Raw genomic sequence first — 22,678 nt, 5'->3', positions numbered from 1 at the left:
GGAGAAGCCCGTTCAAGCCTAATTGCCAATGCTTTCAGCCGACTGCTCGGGGAGGAGCTATGACCCGTATCCGTCTGCCGCCTCGCACCGAACGGCGGCTCTCTGAGAAAACATCCTCGGGTTTTGTTTCCCTTCATCGCATTTATTACTTGCATTATACACTGTCGGAACGGATTTGTCAAGAGGTTTTCAAAAAAAGCACTGACGCATCCGCCGCGTCAAAGGCTGAAAAACAAAAAACGTCCCGTTCGTAAGGAACAGGACGTTTGATGCTATAAAAATCAGTCTGCAAGAGGATTGCCGTCAGCATCCGTATTGATCTTGCCAACGAGGATCATGATGCCCTCGATAAGGCCCCAGAGACCGCCTGCACCGCAAGTACAGATAGTAACGATGATCTGGATGATAGCTCTCTTTGTATTGCCAAGGTAGAAGTTGTGAACACCCCATGCACCGAGGAAGATACCGAGCAGACCTGCTGTCATTTTTGACTTCTGTTCCATAACAATAGTTCTCCTTTCAAATCCTTATGATAATAAGTAAATCAAGTGAACAGACATAAAAACACTTTTTATAATCTGTTAACATCCAGTATATCACATACTTTTCACAAAATCAATATCTATTTTGAAGTTTTTTTGAATAAGCGGATAACATTCTGTTATTTGCGCAAAAAATAATATTTTTGTGACAGTAATTTGGTGCATAAGCACAAATTTAGACAAAAAGGCTCCTGACTCGAAAATTATTTTATTTTGTATATTGACGAATTAACGTGAACGTGGTAAAATAATACTTGTAGGGGAGATTTTCCCCGAATAATCTGTATAAAACAGGAGGCTTTGAAATGAAATACGAAATTATCGGACAGACAGTCCCCGCGGTCGAAGTTACACTCAGCACAGGTGAGTCGATGTACACCCAGTCTGGCGGAATGGTATGGCAGACAGAGGGCATCAAGATGTCCACCAATGCAAGAGGCGGTCTCGCAAAGAGCCTTGGACGTATGTTCACAGGCGAGTCTGTATTTATGGCTAATTACACAGCCGAGACAGAGGGCGCAAAGATAGCATTCGGTTCGACAGTCCCGGGCTGTATCGTACCCGTAGACATCTCACAGGGCGAAATGATAGTTCAGAAGGGCGCATTCCTCTGTGCTCAGCAGAGCGTTGACCTCAAGGCTACATTCACCAAGAAGTTCACGGCAGGTCTCTTCGGCGGCGAAGGCTTTATCCTCCAGCGTCTTTTCGGAAGCGGACTCGCATTCCTTGAAATAGACGGCGATAAGGTAGAGCGCGTACTTGCTCCGGGCGAGGTGCTCAAGGTCGATACAGGTAACGTAGTAGCATTTGATACCTCTGTTAGCTATGATATAGAGACAGTAAAGGGTCTCGGAAACATCTTCCTCGGCGGAGAGGGTCTCTTCCTCACGAAGCTCACAGGTCCCGGACGCATCATCCTCCAGACCCAGAACTTCAACGACTTTGCAGGCAGAGTCATCTCAATGATGCCGCATAAATAAGAGCTATTAGCCTATAGCCGTTAGCCCTTAGCTAATGGTGTCCCTGCGGGACATATTTCAGATGTCGCGAAGCGACACCGACAGCTAAAGGCTAAAAGCTAACGGCTAAGGGCTCAAATTTAAAAATCCAATGACCGCAGAGCTTCGCGCCGAGCGGTCATTTCTTTGATATAAAGGTGATACAATGGCAAGGATATATCCGCTTTTCAGCTCCAGCAAGGGCAATTCCTCCTTTATCGGGACAGAAAAGGGCGGCATACTCATCGACTGCGGGGTCAGCTTCCGCAGGCTGACAGCCGCCCTCGAGCTCAACAATATCCCACTTGAAGCTGTACAGGCGGTATTCATAACACACGAACACAGCGACCACGTCAGCGGCTTGAAGCTCCTGACGAAGAACACGGGAATGCCGGTCTACGGCACGAAGCGCACGCTCCAGCGGCTGAGCGACACGGACAAGGTCTCGGGGAATTCTCCGCTCATAGACATGGCAGGCAAGACCATAGCGTGCGCAGGCTGCGAGCTGACGTGCTTCAACACGCCGCACGACGCGATACACTCCTGCGGCTACAGGATAACCACCGAAGACGGCAGGACGTGCGCTGTCTGCACCGACCTCGGCCACGTCACCCCCGAGATAGATTCGGCGCTGCTCGGGTGCAGGCTCGTGCTCATCGAAGCAAACTACGACGAGGATATGCTTCGTCACGGACCGTACCCGCTGTATCTGAAAGAGCGCATACTCTCGCAGAACGGCCACCTCTCGAACCACGCGTGCGGCGAGCAGGTCAACAGGCTGATACGTCAGGGCACGACGCACATAATCCTCGGACATCTGAGTCAGGACAACAACCGTCCCGACATCGCCGACAGCACGGTCCAGTCGCATCTGCTCGGCTATACACGTGGGCGCGATTATCTCATGGGAGTCGCCCCCGTAGAAACACAGGGAGGAGCAGTTATTTTCTGATGAATATTGAACTCATAGTTGTCGGCAAGCTCAAGGAGGACTACCTCCGCGCAGCGTGTGCCGAGTACATAAAGCGGCTGGGAAGATACTGTACGTTCACGCTTCACGAGCTCGACGAGTGCCGCCTGAGCGACTCTCCCTCGGAGAAGGAGATAGCCGCGGCGCTGAAAAAAGAGGGCGAGCAGATACGCAGGCTGGCGAAGGGCATGGTGATACCCATGTGCATCGAGGGAAAGCAGCTCACGAGCCCCGAGCTTGCGGAGAAGATAGCCTCCGCGGGAGTGGACGGCATAAGCACGGTAACATTCATCATCGGCAGCTCATTTGGTCTTGACCCCGAGGTCAAGTCAATGGGAGAGTTAAAGCTCTCGATGTCGAAGATGACGTTCCCGCACCAGCTTGCAAGAGTGATGCTTCTGGAGCAGATATACCGCAGCTTCCAGATATCCACAGGCGGCAAATACCATAAATAAAAAGCACAGACATCGCAAAAAAGCACCCTGTAAGGGCTATATTCATACAGAAGCAATGCGGGGTATTTATTGAGGGAAACCCTTTTGAAAAAGGGTTCTCCCTCAAACTCCCTTCCTAAAACTTTCAATTTAAATTTTGCCCCTATGGGGTACTCTCATTGAAAAGAAAGACTTACTCTTTTCATATCAGGAGAGCACCCCATAGGGGCAAAATTTGGACTAAAAGTCTTTGGAAAGGGGTTCGGGGGAGAACCTTTCTTCAGAAAGGTTTCCCCCGATATATGTCCCGTAATACTTCCGTATAGGTACAGCCCTTACAGGGTGCTTTTTATTAGAATGATTTTGATTCGAGTGAGATGCAGAGGACAACGTAGACTATCATCAGGAGCAGTGAGAATATCGCGCCGCCCGAGAATCCCGAGGTCACGAGCCCTATCGCATCTAAAACAAGTGCGATGAAGGCGAGCTTCTTACAGCCCGTGTAGTCGCCCTGAAAGCCTTTTATCGCCATAAACAGCGACAGCAGACTGAATATCAGCGCTATCGCGGCACCGAGAATTCCTCCGTTGAACAAGCCCGAGATGACTGAGAGAACAGCTCCGATGATGATGAGTACATTCCATACCTTGAATACAATTTTCATGTTTTTCTCCTTATTTCATGTTTATTACTTCTGAAGCGTTCCGTGTGAGAGCGACTTCAGATATGCGTTGATGAACCCGTCAAGGTCGCCGTCCATAACAGCCTGAATGTTACCGTTTTCAAAGCCTGTACGGTGGTCTTTCACGAGGGTATAGGGCATGAACACGTAAGAGCGTATCTGCGAGCCCCAAGCTATCTGGTTCTGCACGCCCTTGATATCCTCGATTTTTTCGAGGTGCTCACGCTCTTTTATCTCAATGAGCTTTGAGCGGAGCATCTTCATAGCGTAGTCCTTGTTCTGGTACTGGCTTCGCTGAGTCTGACAGGATACAACGATGCCCGTAGGCTTATGGATAAGGCGTACAGCCGAGCTGGTCTTGTTTACCTTCTGACCGCCCGCACCGCTTGAACGGTACACCTCCATCTCGATGTCCTCGTCGCGTATCTCGACCTCAATGGAGTCATCGATCTCGGGCATTACTTCGAGAGCGGCAAACGATGTGTGACGTCTGCCCGACGCATCGAACGGTGACACGCGTACAAGTCTGTGAACGCCCGACTCCGACTTCATATAGCCGTAGGCGTTGTCGCCCTCGATGAGGATAGACGCCGATTTGAGACCCGCATCGTCGCCGTCGAGGTAGTCGAGGAGCTCGACCTTATACTCATGGCGCTCAGCCCAGTGGTTATACATACGGTAGAGCATCTCAGCCCAGTCCTGAGCCTCGGTGCCGCCCGCGCCCGCGTGGAAAGTGAGGATAGCATTGGAGTTGTCGTACTCGCCCGTGAGGAGTGTCGAGAGCTTCTCCTCCTCAAGCTTAGCCTTGAACGCGTCAGATTCGGACTTTATCTCATCGACGGAGCTCTCATCGTCCTCCTCTATCGAGAGCTCGATGAGGGTGATGATATCCTCAAGGTTATCGCTGAGCTTATTGAATTTTTCTATCTTTCGCTCGAGGGACTTGGTCTCCTGGAGCACTTTCTGCGAATTTTCGAGGTCGTCCCAGAAGCCGTCCCTGGCTGTTTCCTCGTTGAGTTCAGCCACACGTTCCTTAGCCGCCTTGATATTCAGAACGTCGGCGAGCTCTTCCACTTCTTTGCGATAGCCGACCATTTCGACTCTGAGTTCGTCAAGAATAATCATAACAAATTCCTTTCTGATGTCAGATTTTGCACATATACACATTAATTATACCACACAATTCCGCAAATAGCAAGTATCGCGGGAACAAATTTCCGTTTTTTATTTTGCGGGACACGTGAAAGCTGTACGTTCCCCCTTTACAATACGGCAAAAATATGGTAGTATATATTACAGATAAAAAGCACCCCAAGGAGGGAGAGACAATGACAGAACTCACAGATGCAGACAGCAGGTCTGAGATAGCTGCGCTGAGCCACGAGGTATACCGCCTCACAAAGCAGCTTGAAGAGCAGGAACAGCGCCGCTTGACCGATGCCATGCCCGACAAGTACGACCCGTTCGGAAACCCTACGGAATACAAGGGCTTCTGCGGCGACTACACCAAGATAGACCCGCGGATAACGGAGGCAGGCTACGAGATACCCCTCGAACCCGACTTCACCGAGCGCAGGAACCTCAAACGCGCCTACCGAAAGAGCGGCTGGCTGATGATATTCCAGTTCGTGTTCTCGAATGCGCTCGGGTTTCTGGCAGTGCAGCTCATTTTATGGCTCATGAACGCGCTGAATCCCGCCGCCGACGCTTCCGCCGTCAGCGACTACATCCGCGGCTCGTCCATACTCGTATCTATAAACATGATGATATACGTCATAAGCAACGTCGGCATCGGTGCGATAGGCATGAAATGGGGAGGGATAAAGTACACCTCTCTCGTGCGGACGAAGGACTTCGGCATAGGCAGAGCTTTCCAATACTGCATGATAGCCCTGCTCCTGTGGACGATATCGCTCTACCTCATCACGTGCGTGAGCGACATATTCATGCAGTACGGCATAGACATCGTCCCCGACATGAGCGGAGTAGCGAACACCTACCTCGGCAAGACGGTCAACATCCTGTACGGATGCATATTAGCCCCGATAACGGAAGAGCTCTTCTTCCGCGGAGTACTCCTGCGCACGCTCGCTAAGTCCAACCAGCGCTTTGCGATATTCGCGTCGGCGTTCTTTTTCGGACTTGTCCACGGCAATCTCCAGCAGTTCATACTTGCCTTTCTGATAGGCATATTCCTCGCGCACATCACCATCAAGCACGGCTCGATAATCCCGTCGGTGATAGTGCATATGTTCATCAACAGCGTCTCGACGCTCATCGGCGAAGTATCGGGGATAAGTACGGCAGCATCGCTTATCTGCTACCTCATGCTGCTTGCGGCATCGCTTCTGGGGATGATACTTCTTCTCGTATTCCTCAGCAAGGACAAGCTCCCCTCGACCACCCCCAAGCAGGCACGCCGCGGATTGCTCGTAGCCGCGGGCTCACTGCCCTTCACGGGAGCGGTCATCATTTACATCTTATACATCGTCTATCAGCTTTTGAGCAAGCACTGATGTAGTGGAAATACACAAATACGGGAACCAAAAATCGTATAATATTTCAGCTCCCTTTATTGGACAAAAAGCACGAACTGTGTTATAATTTTAAGTGGAGCAGCAGATAACGATACAGGAGGTCGATACCTATGGAAATGGCATTGGTCGTAGATATAATCACCCACCTTCTCGGCAACAGCCTGACAGACACCACAGACATACAGGCACTCATCAACGATGAGAACGTCACAGCTCTCGTCGGAGTCGTCAAAGAGCTCCTCGACGACGACTACAACTACTACAACAACACTCTCCTTGCTATCCAGAGCAACGAGCTCGACAAGATAAAGATAAACATCGACAGCGCGAAGAGCCTCTACTACGAGGGGCTGGACAATCCCGAGATAACCAAGCAGAAGCTCGACAGCGCCCACGACAAGCTCCGCGAATCTCTCCTGACGCTCATGCGCTACGTCGAGAGATACGTAGGACAGCTCCGCAACTGCAACGACCGCTTCAACAGAGGCTCCCTCTTCGGACAGAGGAATCTCAACGCAGAGATAGACAAGAACATCTCGCTCCTCACCAAGTCGATGAGGCTCTTCACCTACACGGTAGAGCTCGACTACGCGGTAAATTCCGTTCTTCAGTACAACGTCGAGCGCTCCTTCAGCAACCCGTGCCGCGACATGGTGAAATTCATCGAGGACGAGAAGATACACCGCCTCGTGCTCTCGCTTTGCGGAGACAACAACGAAGTCTACGACTTCTGGTATCATATGGACAACAACCTCAGAGTCTACCTTGACCCGCCGCTGAAATACAAGCAGATAGGAATGATGGAAAATGAGCAGAAGGCAAAGAGCTGATAAAGACACATCGAATACCAAGAAGGAGATAGCGGTCATCGCGGCAGCCGCGATGATACCTGTGGCAGGAACGCTCATCGCACCTGCCCTCATAGCAAAGAAGCTTCTCCCGAAGGTGACCGAGTCCGCGAAAAAAAGGAAAAACGGTTAAAGTGAAAAGCGCCGTAAAGAAGCGAAGGTTTCTTTACGGCGCATTTTTATCTTCACCGCACCGAAAAACTCCCCCGCGCCCCTTGCTATTTTCTCGGCGATATGATATAATATATGTGTATACCCATTTGGTAAAATTCAGGTAAAGGACGTGCTCATTATGTCTGTAAACTATGACGTTATAATCGCAGGCTGTGGCGCTGCGGGACTATACGCCGCGATCAATCTTCCCGCCGACCTCAATATCCTTATCCTCTGCAAGCGTGAGCTGCCCCTCTGCAACTCTATGCTCGCACAGGGAGGCATCGCAGGCGTGTACGACTCTCCCACCGACAGCATACAGTACCACCAGAACGACACGCTGATAGCAGGCGGCTTCAAGAACAACGTTGACGCCGTACACACGCTCGTCAGCGAAGCAGCGCAGGACATCGAGCGGATAATCGGGCTCGGTGTCGACTTCGACAAGAACCCCGACGGGAGCTACCACCGCACGCTCGAGGGCGGACACAGCCACCACCGCATCTTCCACCACGCCGACTCCACAGGCAAAGCTATCACTACGACCCTGCTCGACTGCGTGAAGAAGCTCCCGAACGTGACGATAATGGAGAACACCATGATGTGCGCGGTGAAGCAGACCTCCACAGGCTATTCAGCGTTCCTGAAGACTCCCGACGACGAGTACATCACGGCAAACTGCCACTATATGATACTTGCCACGGGCGGTATCGGCAGAGTATACCAGTTCACGACAAATTCCGCGATAGCGACGGGTGACGGCATCACATTTGCGTACGAAATGGGCGCAAAGATAAAGAACCTCAGCTACGTGCAGTTCCACCCGACAGCATTCAACAACCGCGCAACACGCGAGTGCTTCCTCATCTCCGAGGCAGTCCGCGGCGAGGGCGCATACCTACTCAACTGCAACAAAGAGCGCTTCATGCACAACTACGACGAGCGCCTCGAGCTTGCTCCCCGCGACGTGGTATCGCACTCGATAATCCTCGAGTCGCGCAAGCAGAACTCGACGGACTTCTACCTTGACATAAGCTATAAGGACAGCGAGTTCCTGAAGAAGCGCTTCCCGATGATATACAAGAACCTGCTCGATCAGGGCTGGGACCTCACAAAAGGACCCGTACCGATATTCCCGTGCCAGCACTATCTTATGGGCGGCATCGACGTCGGCAAAAACTCCGAGACCACGCTCCCGAACCTGTATGCGTGCGGCGAGTGCTCGCACACGGGAGTACACGGCGGCAATCGCCTCGCAAGCAACTCACTGCTCGAAGCGCTCGTATTCTCGCGCCATGCAGCACTTGACATAGCAGCGAAGGCATCTAAAGCACCGAAGGATTTCGAGGAGGTGCAGTTCGACGCACACATCGGAGCATCGCGCATCCCCAAGGGCATACGCACCGAGACACGCAAGATAATGCAGGAGAGCCACTTTGTCATTCCCGACAAGAAGAAGGCAGCGGAGGGCTTCCGCCGCGTAAAGGAGATACGCGAGGACCTGCTCAACGGCGGCTATCTTGTGGACGCAGACTACGTGCTTGCGAAGTCGATAGTGACCGTGGCATACATCATACTCGGCGAGGTAATGCAGTAAGAGTGCAGCCGTGCGTGCGCCCGCGAACTCCCCGCCTGTAACGCATCGCCCGCGCTCCCATACAAACGCTCCTCAAAAGAAAGGCAAAAGGATGAAATTGCTAAAGATCGCGGCAGCCGCATTGATGACCGCGGCTCTGCTGCCGACAGCGGCAGTGCAGACACACGCCGCCGAAGCCGTACTTCCGCTGCTAAGAGCGGACATAAACGGCGACTACATCATAAACACGCAGGACATGGTACTGCTGAGCAAATATCTTCTCGGCGGCGGAGAGCTCACAGCCGAGCAGGCAGAGCGCGCCGATTGCGACGAAGACGGCAGAGTTGACACCTTTGACCTTATCCTCATGCGCAAGAGCTATGTCCGCAACGCCATAGACGACCCGCAGGGCACCTACATCTGCGAGAGCAGCAAAGGCACGTACTATATGTGGTTCGGCGAGCGCGGCGAAGGCTCGTCCGCCGACATAACCGCCGATGATTCCGTCCCCTTCACGCACAGCAAGTGGGGCGACGATATAGAGCTGACCCTCTCCGCGGAGGAAAGTGTCTCCGCGAAGATATCGTGGCTTGACGGCGATCGCTTCTATCTGAAGAGCAGCGGAGCCGAGCCCGCGCTCTTCACCTACAAGAGCGACGTCCCATTTGACAAGGGACCCTACCTTATCGGAGAATACGTCTCCGACAAGGGACGCAGCTACACGCTCAACTGGCTGTCGGGGAGCTGCGGCAGCGAAGAGATCAAGGTGCTCCCGATGAGGACTCGCGCGCAGTTCATCTACAGCGACGGGACGTCCAAAACGGGCAACTTCTCCCGCATGGACAAGTATCACTTCACCCTTGAATGGGAGGACGGCACGGCTGAGAACTTCACCCGCCGCGAGATAACGTACAAAGACGGGATAACCTATGTCAACGGCGTGCTCATCGCGAACAAGACCTATCCCCTCCCCTCGACCTATGCTCCGGGAGGACTTCTCCCCGAATTCAACACAGCGTTTGCGAAGATGCAGTCAGCCGCAAAGCAGGACGGCATGAACCTCAGTATATGCTCGGGCTACCGCTCGTACAGCTATCAGGCACAGCTTTACAACAGCTACGTTGCGCGCGACGGCAAGGCAAAGGCGGACACCTACTCCGCCCGTCCGGGACACTCCGAGCACCAGACGGGGCTTGCCGCGGATATCAACTACGCGAGCGATTATTTCACCTCCACGCCCGAGGCGAAATGGCTTGCGGATAACTGCTGCAAATACGGTTTCATCATCCGCTACCCCAAGGGCAAGGACGATATCACGGGCTACAAGTACGAGAGCTGGCATATCCGCTACCTCGGCGAAGAGCTGGCACAGCTCGTACACGATTCGGGGCTGACGCTCGAAGAGTACCTCTGCGTAGATTCAAAGTATTCGTATTAAGGAAGGTAACAGCCATGAAATTATTACAGTGCTACATCGACAATATCATCACGACGGCTCTGATGGAGGACATCAACTACATCGACGCCGCCGCTGACAACCTCATACCGCCCGAGCACCGCAGCTCCGCGTACTATGTCGCGAAGGACAGCGGAGTCGTATGCGGCATAGAGGTCGCAAAGCGCGTATTCGACCTTGCAGGCGGAGACGTTGACTTCCGCATACTCCTTCAAGACGGCACAAAGGTCAACAAGGGCGACATCATTGCCGAGCTTGAGGGCAGCACGCTCACACTCCTCAAGGGCGAGCGGACAGCGCTCAACCTTTTGCAGCATATGTCGGGCATCGCTACTGCAACGAATAAGTGTGTGGAGCTCGTCGCAGGGACAAACGCGTCCGTCACCGACACGCGAAAGACTCTCCCAGGACTACGAGCACTGCAAAAGTACGCGGTGACAGTAGGCGGAGGCAAGAACCACCGTTTCAATCTCTCGGACGCAGCAATGCTGAAGGACAACCACATCGACGCATACGGCGGCATCACAGCAGCCGTGACGGCACTTCGCGAGAAGATAGGACACACGGTGAAGATAGAGGTCGAAGTACGCACACTTGACGAGCTCCGTGAAGCTCTTGCGAACAAGGTCGAGATAATCATGCTCGACAACATGAGCTGCGAGGAGATGAAGCAGGCAGTGGAGATAACCGCGGGAGCTGCTCTGCTGGAGGCATCAGGCAACGTCACAGCCGAGAATATCCGCGCTGTAGCGGAGACAGGCGTAGATATAATCTCGCTCGGAGCGCTCACCCACTCCGTGAAGTGTTTTGATATCTCAATGAAGATTCGCAAATGAACGCAGACTGTAGGGGCGGATATCATCCGCCCCCTGTTTTTACCGCACGGAGCATTCCCCCTGTAGGGGCGGCGTTCCGCCGCCCGCCAATATACCACCGCCCCCGCGACAATCACTTGTAGGGAACGCCGCCCTCGGCGTTCCGCAAATTCCCGAACACTCCGCCGCGGCACATTAGCACTCTAGCCATATAAGTGTTAGCACTCGTATATAACGAGTGCTAAATTTCATCTGTTTTTCACAAAACCATAATAAACCCAACACAAAACGGCTGTATCATACAGACAATGAAACGAAAGGAGCTCACCCCTATGTTTGAAGATGATTACATTATGCGTCAGATAAAAGAATGTATTGACGCAGCGATGAGACTTCTGTTTCACGTAAACGTAGAATCACCCGCAATGCTGGTGCTGAAGGACCGGCAAAAGGAGGAGCTTGTCCAAAAGCTGACCGATATGCTCGACGGCGGAAAGGTCAGAGAGGCAATATCCGAACTGGACAGAGAAACGGCTGACAGGTCGCAGGACGACCTTATCGTCGGCTACAGATTCTACACCCACCTATGTCAGAAGGACGACGATTACCTCGATAAGTACGGGCTGCTGTACTCCGACGTCGAAGCCGAGATGAAACGGTTCTTTTCGCATTACATCTCGCCTGAGGTAGTTGACCTTGTGACACATTCAAAGGATTAAAAGAAAAGTCAGTGAAAGGACTGATCCCAATGGAACACGTATATCCCACCGAATGACGCACACACTATCACCGACAGACCCGAAAGGGCTGAATATTAAGGAGGAATAAATATGATGTACGGAATGACACCCTTTGAAAGAAACGCATTTGACCTTTTCAATTTATGGAACGATATCGACAAGAGCTATGACAGTATGCCCGTCAACGCCTGCAAGACCGATATCAAGGATGTCGGCGATAAATACGTGATGGAGTCGGAGCTGCCTGGCTTCGAGAAGGAAGACATCAAGCTCGACATAAACGGCGAGTTCCTTGTTATCTCCGCCGAGCACACCGCGGAGAAGGAAGAAAAGGACGACAATACCAAGTATATCCGCCGCGAGAGAAGATACGGCTCATACAAGAGGAGCTTTGATATATCCGACGTTGACGCAGAGACTATCACAGCGGAGTACAAGAACGGTATCCTTACGATAGAGCTCCCGAAGAAGAAGCCCGCGGAACCCGTAGCGAAGAGGCTTGAAATAAAGTAAAAACGAAAAGGACTGCGTAAGCAGTCCTTTTTTATACAGCGCCTATTGCAAATCGGCTGAGGCAGCGATACGCAAAGCAGTCAGCTCGTCCTTGCAATTGACAGTAATGACGGAAAGCTCGCTGTTGTCGTCGAAGATGTCCACGCTGTAGGCATCGTTGCCCTCGTCGTCGCGCAGGCTGTCCTTCATATCCGAGATAAAGAGCTCACAGCCGCTCTTTTCGACATCGTAAGCCTTCTCGGTGAAGAAGAACAGGCCTCCGAAATTAGTGAGTTCATCGCGTGTTTTCTCATCGGCAGACCTGATATCCTCCTCTGACAGCTTCAGAAAATTCCCGAACATCGACCGCGTAGTACCGTCAAATTCGAGTCCGAAGCTGCCGAAGACCTTCTTCAGGTCAGCCATATCCATCATAGTTTTATACAGCTCGTTCACATCGACATCACCATCGTCGCTGAAGCAGACATAGCCCTTGACGTCATTGCACCTGAAATCATAGACAGTGCTGTCCTCAGCATCCACGGTAAAGTCCGCAGGAAGCCGCACGGTCACGCCGTTTACGGTGAGCTGCTCCCAGTCATCGGGCACCTCGAGCGCCTCTTCGGGGAGCTCAGAGGCAGTCAGCCCGAGCCGTTTGATGCTGGTCTCCTTTAATCTTTGCAGTTTTTCCGCGTCGCTGAGCGAAGCAGTCTCGGCAGTCGTCTCCTCCACGCGAGCAGCCTTGTCAGCTTTTTCCCCGCAGCCCGTCAGAGCGAGCAGCGAGAGCGCGGCGATAAGTACGGCGATTTTCCTCATTGCTTATTCTCCTTGCAGAAATTGTCCGTGCGGAAGGGAGCCGCGGGAATGCCGTTTGAGCTGAAAAGCCCCACATCGGCATAGTTTATCCACTTAAAGCGCACGTTCACGGGACGCTTTACCTTCTCGGACTTTATATGTATCTGGTCACCGAGTATCTCCACGGAGTCGGCAGGGAAGTACACACCGTCCGCCCCGGCGAGCTCAAAGCCCTCGCGGCAGCTGTCATTTCCCGACAGGCAATGCGACGGGTTATCGAGGTAAACGACCATAGTATCGCCGTTCCTGACCTCATGCGAGCCGTACAACGGCGGCATGGTATCGGCTCTGTCCGAGAGCCCGTAGACCTCGCTCATCGCCTGCAAAAAGAGCCTGTGCCCGACCGCAGACTTGTCGGCGGGGTGGATATTGTTGTATTCGCCGCAGTCGAGGGTGACAGCGAGCCCCGTATTTTTCACGGTGCGGAAGAGCCTCTCCTGCGCCTCACGTATGAAAGCCCAGCGCATTGATTCGGTATCTCCGTCGCATGAATACATCGGCAGCTGCACGATGAGGAAAGCCATACCGTCGTCGTGCCAGACCTCGCGCCAGCAGCGTATCAGCGCGCACATCAGCTCATAGTAGGACTCGGGGCGGTGGTCGTCGGACTCTCCCTGATACCAGAGCACGCCGCGCACAGTATATGGCGACACACGGCTTATCATGGTGTAGAAGAGCCCGCAGGGGCGCATTGGATTTTTAATCCCGAGCGGACCTGGATAGCGGTTCTCGCCGCATTTTCCGAGCACTTCGTCCCACGAAATATCGGGGTTTTCAGCGTAGCACTCGCCGACGCGCCTATCAAATTCGGTCTGATATGCAACGTATTCGTCATACTCGGCTATCATCTGCGCGTCGGTCTTTCCCTCGACCGCCGAGGCATACTCATCGAGGTAAGGGCGCAGCCCCGCGGTATCGAGAACATCTCTCGGCACCCATGCGGAAGCGGAGGTACCGCCCCAGTTGCAGCCGATAATGCCGACAGTGCAGCCGAGCCTGCGGCTGAGCTCCTTTGCGAAGTACCAGCCGACCGCCGACCACGCGACCGAATCCGTCTCCGAGGCGGCAGTCCAGCATGAAGCGGCTTCTGCGGCAGTAAGCTCATCGCCGAGCATAGAAACTTTCGGCGTGTAGTAATAGCGCACATTCTCGTCTGCGCACTTTCGGAGCTCATCGGTGCCGTGCCTGTCGTTGCGGAGCTCGAACTCCATGTTTGACTGCCCTCCCGCGAGCCAAACTTCCCCGACAGCGACGTTGGAGAATTGCTTCTGTATTGCACCGCAGGCAACGACGAGGGTACAGCAGTCACATTCGGGGAGCGCAGGCAGGACAGCTTCCCACCTGCCGTCCGTGATGACGGCTTCCGCGGAGGCGTGAAGCTCGGGGATGCTGACGGTGATGCGCTGCTCCCTGCCCGAGCACGAGCCGAACACGCGGATGTTCTTGTGACGCTGAAGCACCATATTATCGCTGAAAATCGGGGCTGTTTTCATAGTAAACTCCTTTTGCGTGGAATCTGTAGGGGCGAGTTCCGCTCGCCCGTCATTTTTTGCAGTTTGCGGACGCCCGAAGGGCGCCTCTACAGTCAGAACTGCGCCTTTATAACGCCGCGCTTGGCGAGCTGGATATAAAGTCTGAGGCGAGCCTCATCGCGGCACTCGGGCTTGACCATATAGTACATATAGTGCTCCATGAGGTTAAAGAGGTCGATAGTCCTGCCCTCTATCTTGAACTGTTCAAAGCCCATGGGGATATACTTCTCCCATATCGCATCGGGAGAGATATGGCTGCTCAGTTTACGGCTCTCGAAGGTAGTGCGGTTCATGCACTGACAGCCGAATATCGCCTCATTCTGATACTCCGCGTACTTGGGTAGCACAGAAAAATCGAAGTCCTTGTTCGGGTGCTTTTTGATATGCTCGGCATAGGCGAACTGCTCAGCGCCGATGACACGGTAGTGCTCGGAGCGGAGCTTGCAGTTCGGATTGCAGCACGCATTGACGAGCAGCTCGCACTTTTTCTTGTCGCGTATTTTTTCGAGCGCCTCGAAGTTATTGTTGAGGTCATAGTCGATGACGACGATATGGTAATCGCGCTCAAGCTCCGCATAGAGCTTATCGGGCTCGGTTATACGCTTGCAGGTAGAGCTTGTCAGCTTGTAATTGGGATAATTCGAGCGAATGTAGTCCTCGAGCACGGGCGAAGCGACGATGACCTCATTCATACCGTTGTCGGCGAGGTGCATTATCATATTGCAGTAGTCGTCGGAGAGGTGCTTTTTCTCGATAAGGGGGTTCGTGAAAGTAAAACGGAGCGGAATGCCCTTATCGTTGAAGGCTTTGATGACGGTTTTAATGAAATTCTTGTCACAGATCCCGTACTGAAAGCGTCCGCCGTTCCAGATCGCAGGCGGGAATGTGCCGTATACGGAGGCTATCTCGACGCCCTCGCGGAAGTAGTCGGGCAGGACTTGCAGCATCTCCGCGAAGATGATATTGAACGCGAAGTGCTTGCTGAAATCGGGGAGGTGGAATCTTGCTTTCATATATTCTCCTTGAAATCAATGTGTAGGGGCGCATTACAGCAAAGCTGCATATAGCATCGCAATCCAAATCAAAGATTTGGTGCGCTGCTTATCCGTGCGCCCGTGTAATGTCATTGAAAAATATATACTTGTGCGGGCGGATAATATCCGCTCCTACAATTGGTTGCGGTTGCATTTCGCTGCGTAGGGGCTGCCTTTGGCAGTCCGCATTTTCACTCGCATTGCACGCACGCCAATAAATCGGCGTACCGCCGCCCGTAAATGCACGAACGAACCAACTGCAACGGACTGTAGGGGACGGCGTCCTCGACGTCCCACTATCGGGAGTTTATCTATAGGTGAGAGCCCCGCTGTTCTCGAGAGCCTTCAGCAGCGTGAAGCGCGCCTCGTCACGGCATTCGGGCTTAGCCATATAGTACATATAGGTCTCGAGGATATTGAGAGCGCTCGCAGTGCGCCCCTCGATCTTGAACTGTTCAAAGCCCATAGGCACATACTTTTCCCAGATGTCGTCGGGCGAGATATGAGTGCGGAGCCCGCGTATCTCGAAGATACCGCGCTGCGAGTAAGGGCAGTCGCGGAAGTGCTGGGGGTCGAACTTATCGGGATTGAACGGCATACCTGGGTGCTTTTTGATGTGCTCGTTATAGGCTATCTGCTGCTCACCGATACAGCGGTAATGTGCGCTTCTGCGTGGACAGTTAGGCTCACAGCAGGCATTGACGAGCAGCTCGCAGTCCTCTTTACGGGGGGAGTTTCGAGAGCACATCGAAGTTATTGTTGAAGTCATAGTCAACAACAACGATGCTGTAGTCCTTTCCGAGCTCCTCCTCGAGCTTAACGGGGTCGGTGATACGCTTGCAGGTCGAGCTCGTGAGCTTGTACTTCGGGTAATTCTTACGTATATAGTCCTCGAGCAGCGGAGACATCACAATAGCCTCGTTGAGCCCGTTGTTCGCGAGGTTCATGACCATATTGCAGAACGGGTCGGAGAGGTGTTTTTTCTCGAGAGCGGGGTTGGTGAAGGTAAAGCGGAGGGGGATGCCGCGGTCGTTGAACTCCTTGATAACGCGCTTGACGAAAGCGCTGTCGCAGACGCCGCCCTGAGTGCGTCCGCCGTTCCATATCGAGGGCGGGAAAACGCCGTAGAAAGAGGCTATCTCGACACCTTCTCGGAAGAAGTCGGGTCTGTTCTTCAGCATTTCCGCGAACATCAGGTTAAGGCTGAATCGTCCCGAAAAATCGGGCAAATGGAATCTTACTCGCATATTTTTCTCCTTTTTGGCAGGGACGCCAAGGCGGCGTCCCCTACAAATGTTATTCTATACAGTCTCCGCGCTCGACGGCGACCTCATACCCAGCGGCTTCAATGCGCCTTTGCAGGCAGGCGCGGCATTCCGCCGCCTCTTCGCCCGTACATATCTTGTTGTCGTAGAGGTCATACTTCTTCCGCACATCTACAGGCGAAAGGTTCGGCATCACCACATTGCAGCCCGTCTGCAAGCCGAGTTCACGCCCGTTCGGAGCAATAGTACCGAGAGCGGTCGTTGCGGGGAGCAGCACCTTCGGGAACATCAGCCTGAGAATGCCGAGCAGCCTCAGCGTTAGCCCGAGCGTGCCGCCCTTTTCGTCCGCAAACGGCGTGGAATGGTGCGGTACGAACGGACCTATCCCTATCATCTGCGGCTTGAGTTCCTGCAAGAACCGAAGGTCTGCAATTATGTGGTCGGCGGTCTGATAAGGCGCCCCCACCATAAACCCTGCTCCGACCTGATACCCGAGCTCGCGCAGGTCGAAAAGGCACTGCTTGCGGTGTGAAAGGCTCATTTCCGCGGGGTGCAGGCATTTGTACAGCTCCTCGTCGGCAGCTTCATGACGCAGCAGGTAGCGGTCGGCGCCCGCCTCTTTCATGCGCCTGTAGCTGTCAAAGCTGCGCTCGCCGAGGGACAGAGTTATCGCGCAGTCGGGATATTTCCCGCGCAGCTCTGATATCACGCCGCAGATAAAGTCGTCGGTGAAGAAACTGTCCTCGCCGCCCTGCATGACGAAGGTGCGGAATCCGAGCTCATAGCCGCTCTCGGCGCAGAGCATTATCTGCTCGCGCGTGAGGCGGTAGCGGTCGGCGTCCTTGTTACTGCGGCGGATACCGCAGTACAGGCAGTCATTTTTACAGTAGCTCGACACCTCGATGAGTCCGCGCAGGAAGACCTTTTTCCCGTAGTGCCGCTGACGCACCTCGTCAGCGCGTCTTCGCAGGAGCTCCGCAGCATCCGCGTCATCGATCACTATCAGGAGTTTCAGTTCCGCGTCTGACAGGTCTGAGGTACGGTAAAGTTTTTCGATAAGCTCGGTCATATCAGCCTCCGAGGCGTATCATCTCGTCGATACACTTGCGCGCGGAGGCGATGAGCTCGTCGCTCATGAGTATCTCGAAAGCCTCACCGCTGTCCATTCCCGCGAGCGTATTGTACACATCGGGGAGGGTCGTGAGCTTCATATTGCGGCAGACGATATTTTTAGTCACGGGGTAGAACTTCTTATCGGGACATTCATACTGCAAATGCTCGGCAATGGAAGTCTCGGTACCGATGATGAACTCCTTCGCATCGGACTCCATGGCAAATTTCATGATACCGCTTGTCGAGCCCGCATAGTCAGCAAGAGCCACTACGGCGGGAACGCATTCGGGGTGAACGAGGAAGAGAGCGTCGGGATGCTCCTCCTTAGCCTTCTTGACCTCCGCGACCGTCAGCGCCGCGTGTGTGGGACATCCTCCGCTGAGGAGCTTGATATCCTTTTCGGGGCACTGAGCCTGCACCCAGCTTCCGAGGTTGCAGTCGGGGATAAAGAGCAGCTTGTCATTGTCGAGAGCCCTGACTATGCGGAGCGCACTCGACGACGTAACGCACACATCGCAGACCGTTTTCAGCTCTGCTGTCGTATTGATATAGGCGACGACGGTGCGGTCGGGCTCCATAGCGTGTATCTGCGAGATGAGGTCCTTGTCCATCTGCTCCGCCATAGGACAGCCCGCGTCCTTGTTTGCGAGGAAGACGCGCTTCTGCGGCGAGAGCATCTTCGCGGTCTCAGCCATGAAGTGAACGCCGCAGAAGATGATATTTTCGGCGTCGGTCTTGGTGGCATCGACGCTGAGCTTATAGCTGTCGCCCGTGAAGTCGGCTATCTCGACTATCTCGCGTGCCTGATAGCTGTGTGCGAGGATAGCAGTATTCGTTTCTTTTTTGAGCTTGATTATCTTGTCCTGTAGTTCGCGTACTGTCATATTTTTACTCCTTTTCAACGGTAGTCTCGTCATCCTGCGGCATTTCGGGAGCATAGCCCGTCTTTCCGCAGAGCGGACAGATGTATTTCTCCACGTTCCGATACTGCTTCGGCACTCGAAAGAATCCGAGCTCGGCGAAATTCGGGCTTGTGAAGTTGAGCTTTATCGTCTCCGCGAGATTCATCTCGACCTCGCATTTATCACATATCATAGCGCTTCCAGAATCCTTTCCGTCATTTCGGTGCAAGTGAGGGGGCTCCCCTGCTTCGAGCCCATAATATCGGCAGTGCGGAAGCCCGCGTTAAGCACGTCATCGACAGCTCTCTCGATACGGTCAGCCTCCTCGGCGAGCCCGAGCGAGTACCTGAGCATCATCGCCCCCGAGAGCACCGCAGCTATAGGGTCAGCCTTATTTTGTCCCGCGATATCGGGCGCAGAGCCGTGTATCGGCTCATACATACCGCGCGTACCGTCCCCGAGCGAGGCAGACGGCAGCATACCTATCGAGCCTGTTATCTGCGAGGCTTCGTCGGAGAGTATATCGCCGAACATATTCGAGGTAACGATGACATCGAACTGCCGCGGGTCGCGTACGAGCTGCATGGCGGCGTTGTCGACGAACATATCCGTGTAAGCGACATCGGGGAATTCCTCCGCGAGGCGGTGCATAGTCTGCCTCCAGAGGCGCGAGGTCTCGAGGACATTCGCCTTGTCCACGCTGCAAACGCGCCTGCTGCGCTTCATGGCGGTGTTGAAGGCAACCCGTCCTATACGCTCTATCTCGGTCACGCTGTAGGCTTCGGTGTCGAAAGCCTCCCGCCCGTATCTGCCCTCGCGGAATCCGCGCTCGCCGAAGTAGATACCCCCCGTGAGCTCGCGGACGATCATGATGTCGAATCCACCTTCGACTATCTCATCCTTGAGCGGCGAGGCAGCCCTCAGCGCGGGGTAGAGCTTAGCGGGTCTGAGGTTCGTATACAGCCCGAGAGCAGCGCGGATGCCGAGGAGAGCCTTTTCGGGGCGCTTATCCCCTGCCAGACCGTCCCACTTCGGACCGCCGACCGCTCCGAGCAGCACACAATCGCTCGCGAGGCAGCCGTTCACGGTCTCCTCGGGGAGGGGCTGTCCCGTTGCATCTATCGCGCAGCCGCCTATGAGGTACGGTTTGAATACGAATTCGTGTCCGTATATCTGCGCAGTTTTTTCCAGAACCGCGACGGTGCTGTCCACTATCTCGGGACCGATGCCGTCGCCTTTCAGAAGGGCGATTTCAGCTTTCATAAATGCTCCTTACTGCCCGCTGACAGCGGGCGCGGCTTTTTCGAGAATGACCAGACCGCGGAAAGTCACGAGTTCCGCAGCGGCAGTGATGAGTGCGATGAGCACGGTCAGGCTGTTAAAGACGACAGACATGATCACCTTGTAGTCCCCGCGGTTGCGGACGGACTTGATTATGCCGCCAACGCCCGTACACGCCCCCATGAACCACCCCACGGCGAGCAAAACTATCTTATCCGCGCAGGCGACCTCGACAATGCCGATGAAGGTGAGCGTCGCGAGGAAGAGTGCGCCTATCGTTACAAACAGCCTGATGTTGCCCTTTATCGTCGCGGAGAGTACGATCACAGCGATCGAAGCGAGCGCGAACACGACAACAGCCGCAATGGGCAGAGGTGCCTTTCCCACGGGGACACCCGTGACGAGCAGCATCTCGAGCAGACCGATAGGGAACATTATCAGTGCGGGATTATAGCTCTTTCGTTTCATGATTCCTCCTTTCAGGGACTCTGTGCAAACGACTTTCGGCAAGCAACAATATGTAGGGGACGGCGTCCTCGACGTCCCGTTTCAAATCATCGCCGCAGGCGATACCTCCAATTACGCATTATACGGGCGCACGGATAAGCAGCGCACCAAATCTTTGATTTGGATTGCGATGTTATATGCAGCTTTGCTGTAATGCGCCCCTACATTCTGAGCTCTGAGTTCTTCTACTTCACCGCTCCGTTAGCGATCGAAGCGATAAGCCCGCCGTTCCCGATGATTTTCTGCACGAACTCGGGGAACGGGGCAGTATTGTACACTTTTCCCGCAGTGAGGTCGCGGATGATACCGTTGTCGAGATCGGCCTCGACTATATCGCCCTCGCGTATCTCCTCCGCTGCCTCGGGACACTCAACTATCGCGAGCCCGATGTTGATAGCATTGCGGTAGAAGATACGCGCGAAGCTCTTTGCAATGACGAGCGAGACCCCGCTCGCCTTAATTGCTATCGGAGCGTGCTCGCGCGAGGAACCGCACCCGAAATTCAGTCCTGCGGTGATGATGTCGCCCTGTTTAACACGTGCAGTGAAGGTCTTGTCGAGGTCCTCCATGCAGTGAGCGGCGAGCTCCGACGGCTCGCTCGTATTGAGGTACCGCGCGGGTATGATAACGTCTGTATCGACGTTGTCGCCGTATTTTATCACATTACCCGAATATTTCATGCCATTACCTCCCACGGAGAAGTTATCCTGCCTGTCAGCGCGCTTGCGGCGGCAGTAGCGGGGCTCGCGAGGTACACCTCCGACTTCGGGTGGCCCATACGCCCGACGAAGTTTCGGTTAGTGGTAGTCACCGCGCGCTCGCCCTCGGCGAGAATGCCCATATAACCGCCGAGGCACGGACCGCAGGTAGGAGTCGACACAACAGCGCCGCTCTCGATGAATACCTTCAGCAGACCGAGCTCCATAGCCTCGAGATAGACGCGCTGAGTGGCGGGTATAACGATGACGCGCACGCCCTTTGCCACGTGTCTGCCGCGCATTATCTCAGCCGCCGCCTGCAGGTCCTCGAGCCTGCCGTTTGTGCAGGAGCCGATAACGACCTGGTCTATCTTCACATCGCCGATATCCGCGAACGTCCTTGCATTTTCGGGCAGGTGAGGGAAAGCGACAGTCGGCTCTGTCTCGGAGAGGTCGATGTGCAGGACTTCGTCGTAGTCTGCGTCTGCATCGGGAGCATATACCTTCGGCTCGTCAGCTCCGTGCCCGCGTATATAGCCGAGCGTGAGCTCATCGACCTCGAAGATGCCGTTCTTAGCGCCCGCCTCTATCGCCATGTTCGCGATAGTGAAGCGGTCAGCCATAGTGAGCGAGGAAAGCCCCTCTCCGCCGAACTCCATCGAGCGGTAGAGCGCGCCGTCCACGCCTATTTTCCCGATTATCTGCAATATGACGTCCTTTCCGCTGACATAGGGACGCAAAGCCCCCGTGAGCTCCACCCTCATCGCGGAGGGCACCTTGAACCACGCCTTGCCTATCGCCATAGCGCACGCCATATCGGTCGAGCCCACGCCTGTCGAGAACGCACCGAGAGCGCCGTAGGTGCAGGTATGCGAGTCAGCGCCGATGACAGCGTCCCCCGCGGTGACGAGACCTTTTTCGGGCAGGAGCGCGTGCTCGATGCCCATATCGCCGACGTCATAGAAATGGGTTATATCCATATCCGCACAGAAACCGCGGCATACCTTACACTGCTCTGCTGCTTTGATGTCCTTGTTGGGCACGAAGTGGTCCATCACCATCGCGACCTTATTATTGTCGAACACGCTGTCTTTTCCGAGCTTGGCGAACTCACGTATGGCAACGGGCGAAGTAATGTCGTTGCCGAGAACGAGGTCGAGCGAGGCGAGGATGAGCTCCCCCGCCCGCACGGACTCCGCTCCCGCATGAGCCGCAAGAATCTTCTGCGTCATAGTCATACCCATATTA

General features: G+C 54.2%; 26 protein-coding genes and 1 other annotated feature (1 of these 27 running past the window's edge). Of the genes, 11 read left to right on the top strand and 15 right to left on the bottom strand.

The genetic code is table 11. The annotated features are described in order from the left end of the window. Positions 1-146: a binding site (T-box leader), on the bottom strand; it reaches 99 nt to the left of the window's first position. Between the two features lie 135 nt (positions 147-281). Further along, on the bottom strand, positions 282-503 hold the full coding sequence (locus BMX22_RS13690) for a TM2 domain-containing protein (RefSeq protein WP_074742980.1): 222 nt from the start codon (positions 501-503) through the stop codon (positions 282-284). A gap of 344 nt (positions 504-847) precedes the next feature. Here BMX22_RS13690 and BMX22_RS13685 point away from each other — a divergent pair, with 344 nt between their 5' ends. From BMX22_RS13685 to rlmH, 3 genes are all read left to right on the top strand, one after another. Further along, the gene (locus tag BMX22_RS13685) at positions 848-1,522 is read left to right on the top strand and encodes a TIGR00266 family protein (protein WP_074742978.1); all 675 of its coding nucleotides are present in this window, start codon (positions 848-850) and stop codon (positions 1,520-1,522) included. A 184-nt stretch (positions 1,523-1,706) separates the two neighbouring features. Further along, positions 1,707-2,492: an MBL fold metallo-hydrolase gene (locus BMX22_RS13680; protein ID WP_074742977.1), complete on the top strand. Its 786-nt coding sequence runs from the start codon at positions 1,707-1,709 to the stop codon at positions 2,490-2,492. Continuing rightward, positions 2,489-2,965 (top strand): 23S rRNA (pseudouridine(1915)-N(3))-methyltransferase RlmH, encoded by a 477-nt coding sequence (rlmH, locus tag BMX22_RS13675; protein ID WP_074742996.1) that lies wholly within the window; start codon positions 2,489-2,491, stop codon positions 2,963-2,965. The genes BMX22_RS13680 and rlmH overlap by 4 nt, the downstream gene beginning before the upstream one ends. Positions 2,966-3,296: 331 nt before the next feature. On the opposite strand, the gene BMX22_RS13670 is transcribed toward rlmH, so the two are convergent. Both BMX22_RS13670 and prfB read right to left on the bottom strand, forming a co-directional pair. Continuing rightward, a complete protein-coding gene (locus BMX22_RS13670) occupies positions 3,297-3,608 on the bottom strand; it encodes a hypothetical protein (protein WP_074742976.1) in 312 nt (103 codons plus the stop codon). 24 nt (positions 3,609-3,632) lie between these two features. Further along, a complete protein-coding gene (gene prfB / locus BMX22_RS13665; RefSeq protein WP_074742975.1) occupies positions 3,633-4,751 on the bottom strand; it encodes a peptide chain release factor 2 in 1,119 nt (372 codons plus the stop codon). Between the two features lie 203 nt (positions 4,752-4,954). Between prfB and BMX22_RS13660 the strand changes: the two genes are divergently transcribed. The 8 genes from BMX22_RS13660 (at position 4,955) to BMX22_RS13630 (ending at position 12,264) form a co-directional block, all read left to right on the top strand. Next, positions 4,955-6,142 carry a CPBP family intramembrane glutamic endopeptidase gene (locus tag BMX22_RS13660; RefSeq protein WP_074742974.1) on the top strand — a complete coding sequence of 396 codons (1,188 nt, stop codon included), beginning with the start codon at positions 4,955-4,957 and terminating at the stop codon, positions 6,140-6,142. Positions 6,143-6,273: 131 nt separating this feature from the next. Further along, a complete protein-coding gene (locus BMX22_RS13655; protein ID WP_074742973.1) occupies positions 6,274-6,993 on the top strand; it encodes a hypothetical protein in 720 nt (239 codons plus the stop codon). Further along, positions 6,971-7,144 carry a hypothetical protein gene (locus BMX22_RS16570; RefSeq protein WP_177173037.1) on the top strand — a complete coding sequence of 58 codons (174 nt, stop codon included), beginning with the start codon at positions 6,971-6,973 and terminating at the stop codon, positions 7,142-7,144. Before BMX22_RS13655 ends, BMX22_RS16570 begins: the two co-directional genes overlap by 23 nt. A gap of 159 nt (positions 7,145-7,303) precedes the next feature. After that, on the top strand, positions 7,304-8,761 hold the full coding sequence (locus BMX22_RS13650) for an L-aspartate oxidase (RefSeq protein WP_074742972.1): 1,458 nt from the start codon (positions 7,304-7,306) through the stop codon (positions 8,759-8,761). A 91-nt stretch (positions 8,762-8,852) separates the two neighbouring features. After that, positions 8,853-10,178: a D-alanyl-D-alanine carboxypeptidase family protein gene (locus tag BMX22_RS16565; RefSeq protein ID WP_177173036.1), complete on the top strand. Its 1,326-nt coding sequence runs from the start codon at positions 8,853-8,855 to the stop codon at positions 10,176-10,178. Between the two features lie 14 nt (positions 10,179-10,192). Continuing rightward, entirely contained in the window at positions 10,193-11,032 is an 840-nt protein-coding gene (nadC, locus tag BMX22_RS13640) for a carboxylating nicotinate-nucleotide diphosphorylase (protein ID WP_074742970.1), read from the top strand. A 311-nt stretch (positions 11,033-11,343) separates the two neighbouring features. Further along, positions 11,344-11,730 (top strand): DUF6483 family protein, encoded by a 387-nt coding sequence (locus tag BMX22_RS13635; RefSeq protein ID WP_074742969.1) that lies wholly within the window; start codon positions 11,344-11,346, stop codon positions 11,728-11,730. A gap of 111 nt (positions 11,731-11,841) precedes the next feature. Further along, positions 11,842-12,264 carry an Hsp20/alpha crystallin family protein gene (locus BMX22_RS13630; protein WP_081349218.1) on the top strand — a complete coding sequence of 141 codons (423 nt, stop codon included), beginning with the start codon at positions 11,842-11,844 and terminating at the stop codon, positions 12,262-12,264. Between the two features lie 42 nt (positions 12,265-12,306). On the opposite strand, the gene BMX22_RS13625 is transcribed toward BMX22_RS13630, so the two are convergent. The 12 genes from BMX22_RS13625 to leuC form a co-directional block, all read right to left on the bottom strand. Beyond that, positions 12,307-13,059 carry a hypothetical protein gene (locus tag BMX22_RS13625; protein WP_074742968.1) on the bottom strand — a complete coding sequence of 251 codons (753 nt, stop codon included), beginning with the start codon at positions 13,057-13,059 and terminating at the stop codon, positions 12,307-12,309. Further along, positions 13,056-14,591 carry a sialate O-acetylesterase gene (locus BMX22_RS13620; RefSeq protein ID WP_074742967.1) on the bottom strand — a complete coding sequence of 512 codons (1,536 nt, stop codon included), beginning with the start codon at positions 14,589-14,591 and terminating at the stop codon, positions 13,056-13,058. Before BMX22_RS13620 ends, BMX22_RS13625 begins: the two co-directional genes overlap by 4 nt. Positions 14,592-14,683: 92 nt before the next feature. Next, positions 14,684-15,643 (bottom strand): hypothetical protein, encoded by a 960-nt coding sequence (locus tag BMX22_RS13615; protein ID WP_074742966.1) that lies wholly within the window; start codon positions 15,641-15,643, stop codon positions 14,684-14,686. 328 nt (positions 15,644-15,971) lie between these two features. Next, on the bottom strand, positions 15,972-16,433 hold the full coding sequence (locus BMX22_RS16950; RefSeq protein ID WP_318259761.1) for a hypothetical protein: 462 nt from the start codon (positions 16,431-16,433) through the stop codon (positions 15,972-15,974). Further along, the gene (locus tag BMX22_RS16945) at positions 16,387-16,911 is read right to left on the bottom strand and encodes a hypothetical protein (RefSeq protein ID WP_318259759.1); all 525 of its coding nucleotides are present in this window, start codon (positions 16,909-16,911) and stop codon (positions 16,387-16,389) included. The genes BMX22_RS16950 and BMX22_RS16945 overlap by 47 nt, the downstream gene beginning before the upstream one ends. A 49-nt stretch (positions 16,912-16,960) precedes the next feature. Beyond that, on the bottom strand, positions 16,961-17,998 hold the full coding sequence (hydE, locus tag BMX22_RS13605) for a [FeFe] hydrogenase H-cluster radical SAM maturase HydE (protein WP_074742965.1): 1,038 nt from the start codon (positions 17,996-17,998) through the stop codon (positions 16,961-16,963). A gap of 1 nt (position 17,999) precedes the next feature. Then, a complete protein-coding gene (nadA, locus tag BMX22_RS13600) occupies positions 18,000-18,926 on the bottom strand; it encodes a quinolinate synthase NadA (protein WP_074742964.1) in 927 nt (308 codons plus the stop codon). 4 nt (positions 18,927-18,930) lie between these two features. Continuing rightward, positions 18,931-19,137, bottom strand: a complete 207-nt coding sequence (locus tag BMX22_RS13595; protein ID WP_074742963.1) for a hypothetical protein — start codon at positions 19,135-19,137, stop codon at positions 18,931-18,933. Next, positions 19,134-20,207 carry a 3-isopropylmalate dehydrogenase gene (leuB, locus tag BMX22_RS13590; RefSeq protein ID WP_074742962.1) on the bottom strand — a complete coding sequence of 358 codons (1,074 nt, stop codon included), beginning with the start codon at positions 20,205-20,207 and terminating at the stop codon, positions 19,134-19,136. The genes BMX22_RS13595 and leuB overlap by 4 nt, the downstream gene beginning before the upstream one ends. A 9-nt stretch (positions 20,208-20,216) precedes the next feature. Beyond that, positions 20,217-20,693: a hypothetical protein gene (locus BMX22_RS13585; protein WP_074742961.1), complete on the bottom strand. Its 477-nt coding sequence runs from the start codon at positions 20,691-20,693 to the stop codon at positions 20,217-20,219. Positions 20,694-20,917: 224 nt separating this feature from the next. After that, on the bottom strand, positions 20,918-21,412 hold the full coding sequence (gene leuD, locus BMX22_RS13575; RefSeq protein WP_074742959.1) for a 3-isopropylmalate dehydratase small subunit: 495 nt from the start codon (positions 21,410-21,412) through the stop codon (positions 20,918-20,920). Beyond that, positions 21,409-22,674 (bottom strand): 3-isopropylmalate dehydratase large subunit, encoded by a 1,266-nt coding sequence (gene leuC, locus BMX22_RS13570; RefSeq protein WP_074742958.1) that lies wholly within the window; start codon positions 22,672-22,674, stop codon positions 21,409-21,411. The genes leuD and leuC overlap by 4 nt, the downstream gene beginning before the upstream one ends. Between the last annotated feature and the right edge of the window lie 4 nt (positions 22,675-22,678).

Origin of the sequence: Ruminococcus sp. YRD2003 (assembly GCA_900109435.1) — a bacterium.
Classification (GTDB): Bacteria; Bacillota; Clostridia; order Oscillospirales; family Ruminococcaceae; genus Ruminococcus; species Ruminococcus flavefaciens_G.
This window is presented reverse-complemented; position numbering and strand designations above follow the sequence as displayed.

What these genes read in the sequence shown, in the direction of transcription:
- BMX22_RS13685 (WP_074742978.1), top strand. Translation starts at nt 848, where the DNA reads ATGAAATACGAAATTATCGGACAGACAGTCCCCGCGGTCGAAGTTACA.
- BMX22_RS13615 (WP_074742966.1), bottom strand. Translation starts at nt 15,643, where the DNA reads ATGAAAGCAAGATTCCACCTCCCCGATTTCAGCAAGCACTTCGCGTTC.
- BMX22_RS13625 (WP_074742968.1), bottom strand. Translation starts at nt 13,059, where the DNA reads ATGAGGAAAATCGCCGTACTTATCGCCGCGCTCTCGCTGCTCGCTCTG.
- leuD (WP_074742959.1), bottom strand. Translation starts at nt 21,412, where the DNA reads ATGAAATATTCGGGTAATGTGATAAAATACGGCGACAACGTCGATACA.
- prfB (WP_074742975.1), bottom strand. Translation starts at nt 4,751, where the DNA reads ATGATTATTCTTGACGAACTCAGAGTCGAAATGGTCGGCTATCGCAAA.
- BMX22_RS16950 (WP_318259761.1), bottom strand. Translation starts at nt 16,433, where the DNA reads ATGACTTCAACAATAACTTCGATGTGCTCTCGAAACTCCCCCCGTAAA.
- BMX22_RS13595 (WP_074742963.1), bottom strand. Translation starts at nt 19,137, where the DNA reads ATGATATGTGATAAATGCGAGGTCGAGATGAATCTCGCGGAGACGATA.
- BMX22_RS13635 (WP_074742969.1), top strand. Translation starts at nt 11,344, where the DNA reads ATGTTTGAAGATGATTACATTATGCGTCAGATAAAAGAATGTATTGAC.
- BMX22_RS13690 (WP_074742980.1), bottom strand. Translation starts at nt 503, where the DNA reads ATGGAACAGAAGTCAAAAATGACAGCAGGTCTGCTCGGTATCTTCCTC.
- BMX22_RS13655 (WP_074742973.1), top strand. Translation starts at nt 6,274, where the DNA reads ATGGAAATGGCATTGGTCGTAGATATAATCACCCACCTTCTCGGCAAC.
- BMX22_RS13660 (WP_074742974.1), top strand. Translation starts at nt 4,955, where the DNA reads ATGACAGAACTCACAGATGCAGACAGCAGGTCTGAGATAGCTGCGCTG.
- nadA (WP_074742964.1), bottom strand. Translation starts at nt 18,926, where the DNA reads ATGACAGTACGCGAACTACAGGACAAGATAATCAAGCTCAAAAAAGAA.
- BMX22_RS13620 (WP_074742967.1), bottom strand. Translation starts at nt 14,591, where the DNA reads ATGAAAACAGCCCCGATTTTCAGCGATAATATGGTGCTTCAGCGTCAC.
- BMX22_RS13650 (WP_074742972.1), top strand. Translation starts at nt 7,304, where the DNA reads ATGTCTGTAAACTATGACGTTATAATCGCAGGCTGTGGCGCTGCGGGA.
- BMX22_RS13680 (WP_074742977.1), top strand. Translation starts at nt 1,707, where the DNA reads ATGGCAAGGATATATCCGCTTTTCAGCTCCAGCAAGGGCAATTCCTCC.
- leuC (WP_074742958.1), bottom strand. Translation starts at nt 22,674, where the DNA reads ATGGGTATGACTATGACGCAGAAGATTCTTGCGGCTCATGCGGGAGCG.
- BMX22_RS16565 (WP_177173036.1), top strand. Translation starts at nt 8,853, where the DNA reads ATGAAATTGCTAAAGATCGCGGCAGCCGCATTGATGACCGCGGCTCTG.
- BMX22_RS16570 (WP_177173037.1), top strand. Translation starts at nt 6,971, where the DNA reads ATGAGCAGAAGGCAAAGAGCTGATAAAGACACATCGAATACCAAGAAG.
- BMX22_RS16945 (WP_318259759.1), bottom strand. Translation starts at nt 16,911, where the DNA reads ATGCGAGTAAGATTCCATTTGCCCGATTTTTCGGGACGATTCAGCCTT.
- leuB (WP_074742962.1), bottom strand. Translation starts at nt 20,207, where the DNA reads ATGAAAGCTGAAATCGCCCTTCTGAAAGGCGACGGCATCGGTCCCGAG.
- nadC (WP_074742970.1), top strand. Translation starts at nt 10,193, where the DNA reads ATGAAATTATTACAGTGCTACATCGACAATATCATCACGACGGCTCTG.
- hydE (WP_074742965.1), bottom strand. Translation starts at nt 17,998, where the DNA reads ATGACCGAGCTTATCGAAAAACTTTACCGTACCTCAGACCTGTCAGAC.
- BMX22_RS13585 (WP_074742961.1), bottom strand. Translation starts at nt 20,693, where the DNA reads ATGAAACGAAAGAGCTATAATCCCGCACTGATAATGTTCCCTATCGGT.
- BMX22_RS13670 (WP_074742976.1), bottom strand. Translation starts at nt 3,608, where the DNA reads ATGAAAATTGTATTCAAGGTATGGAATGTACTCATCATCATCGGAGCT.
- BMX22_RS13630 (WP_081349218.1), top strand. Translation starts at nt 11,842, where the DNA reads ATGATGTACGGAATGACACCCTTTGAAAGAAACGCATTTGACCTTTTC.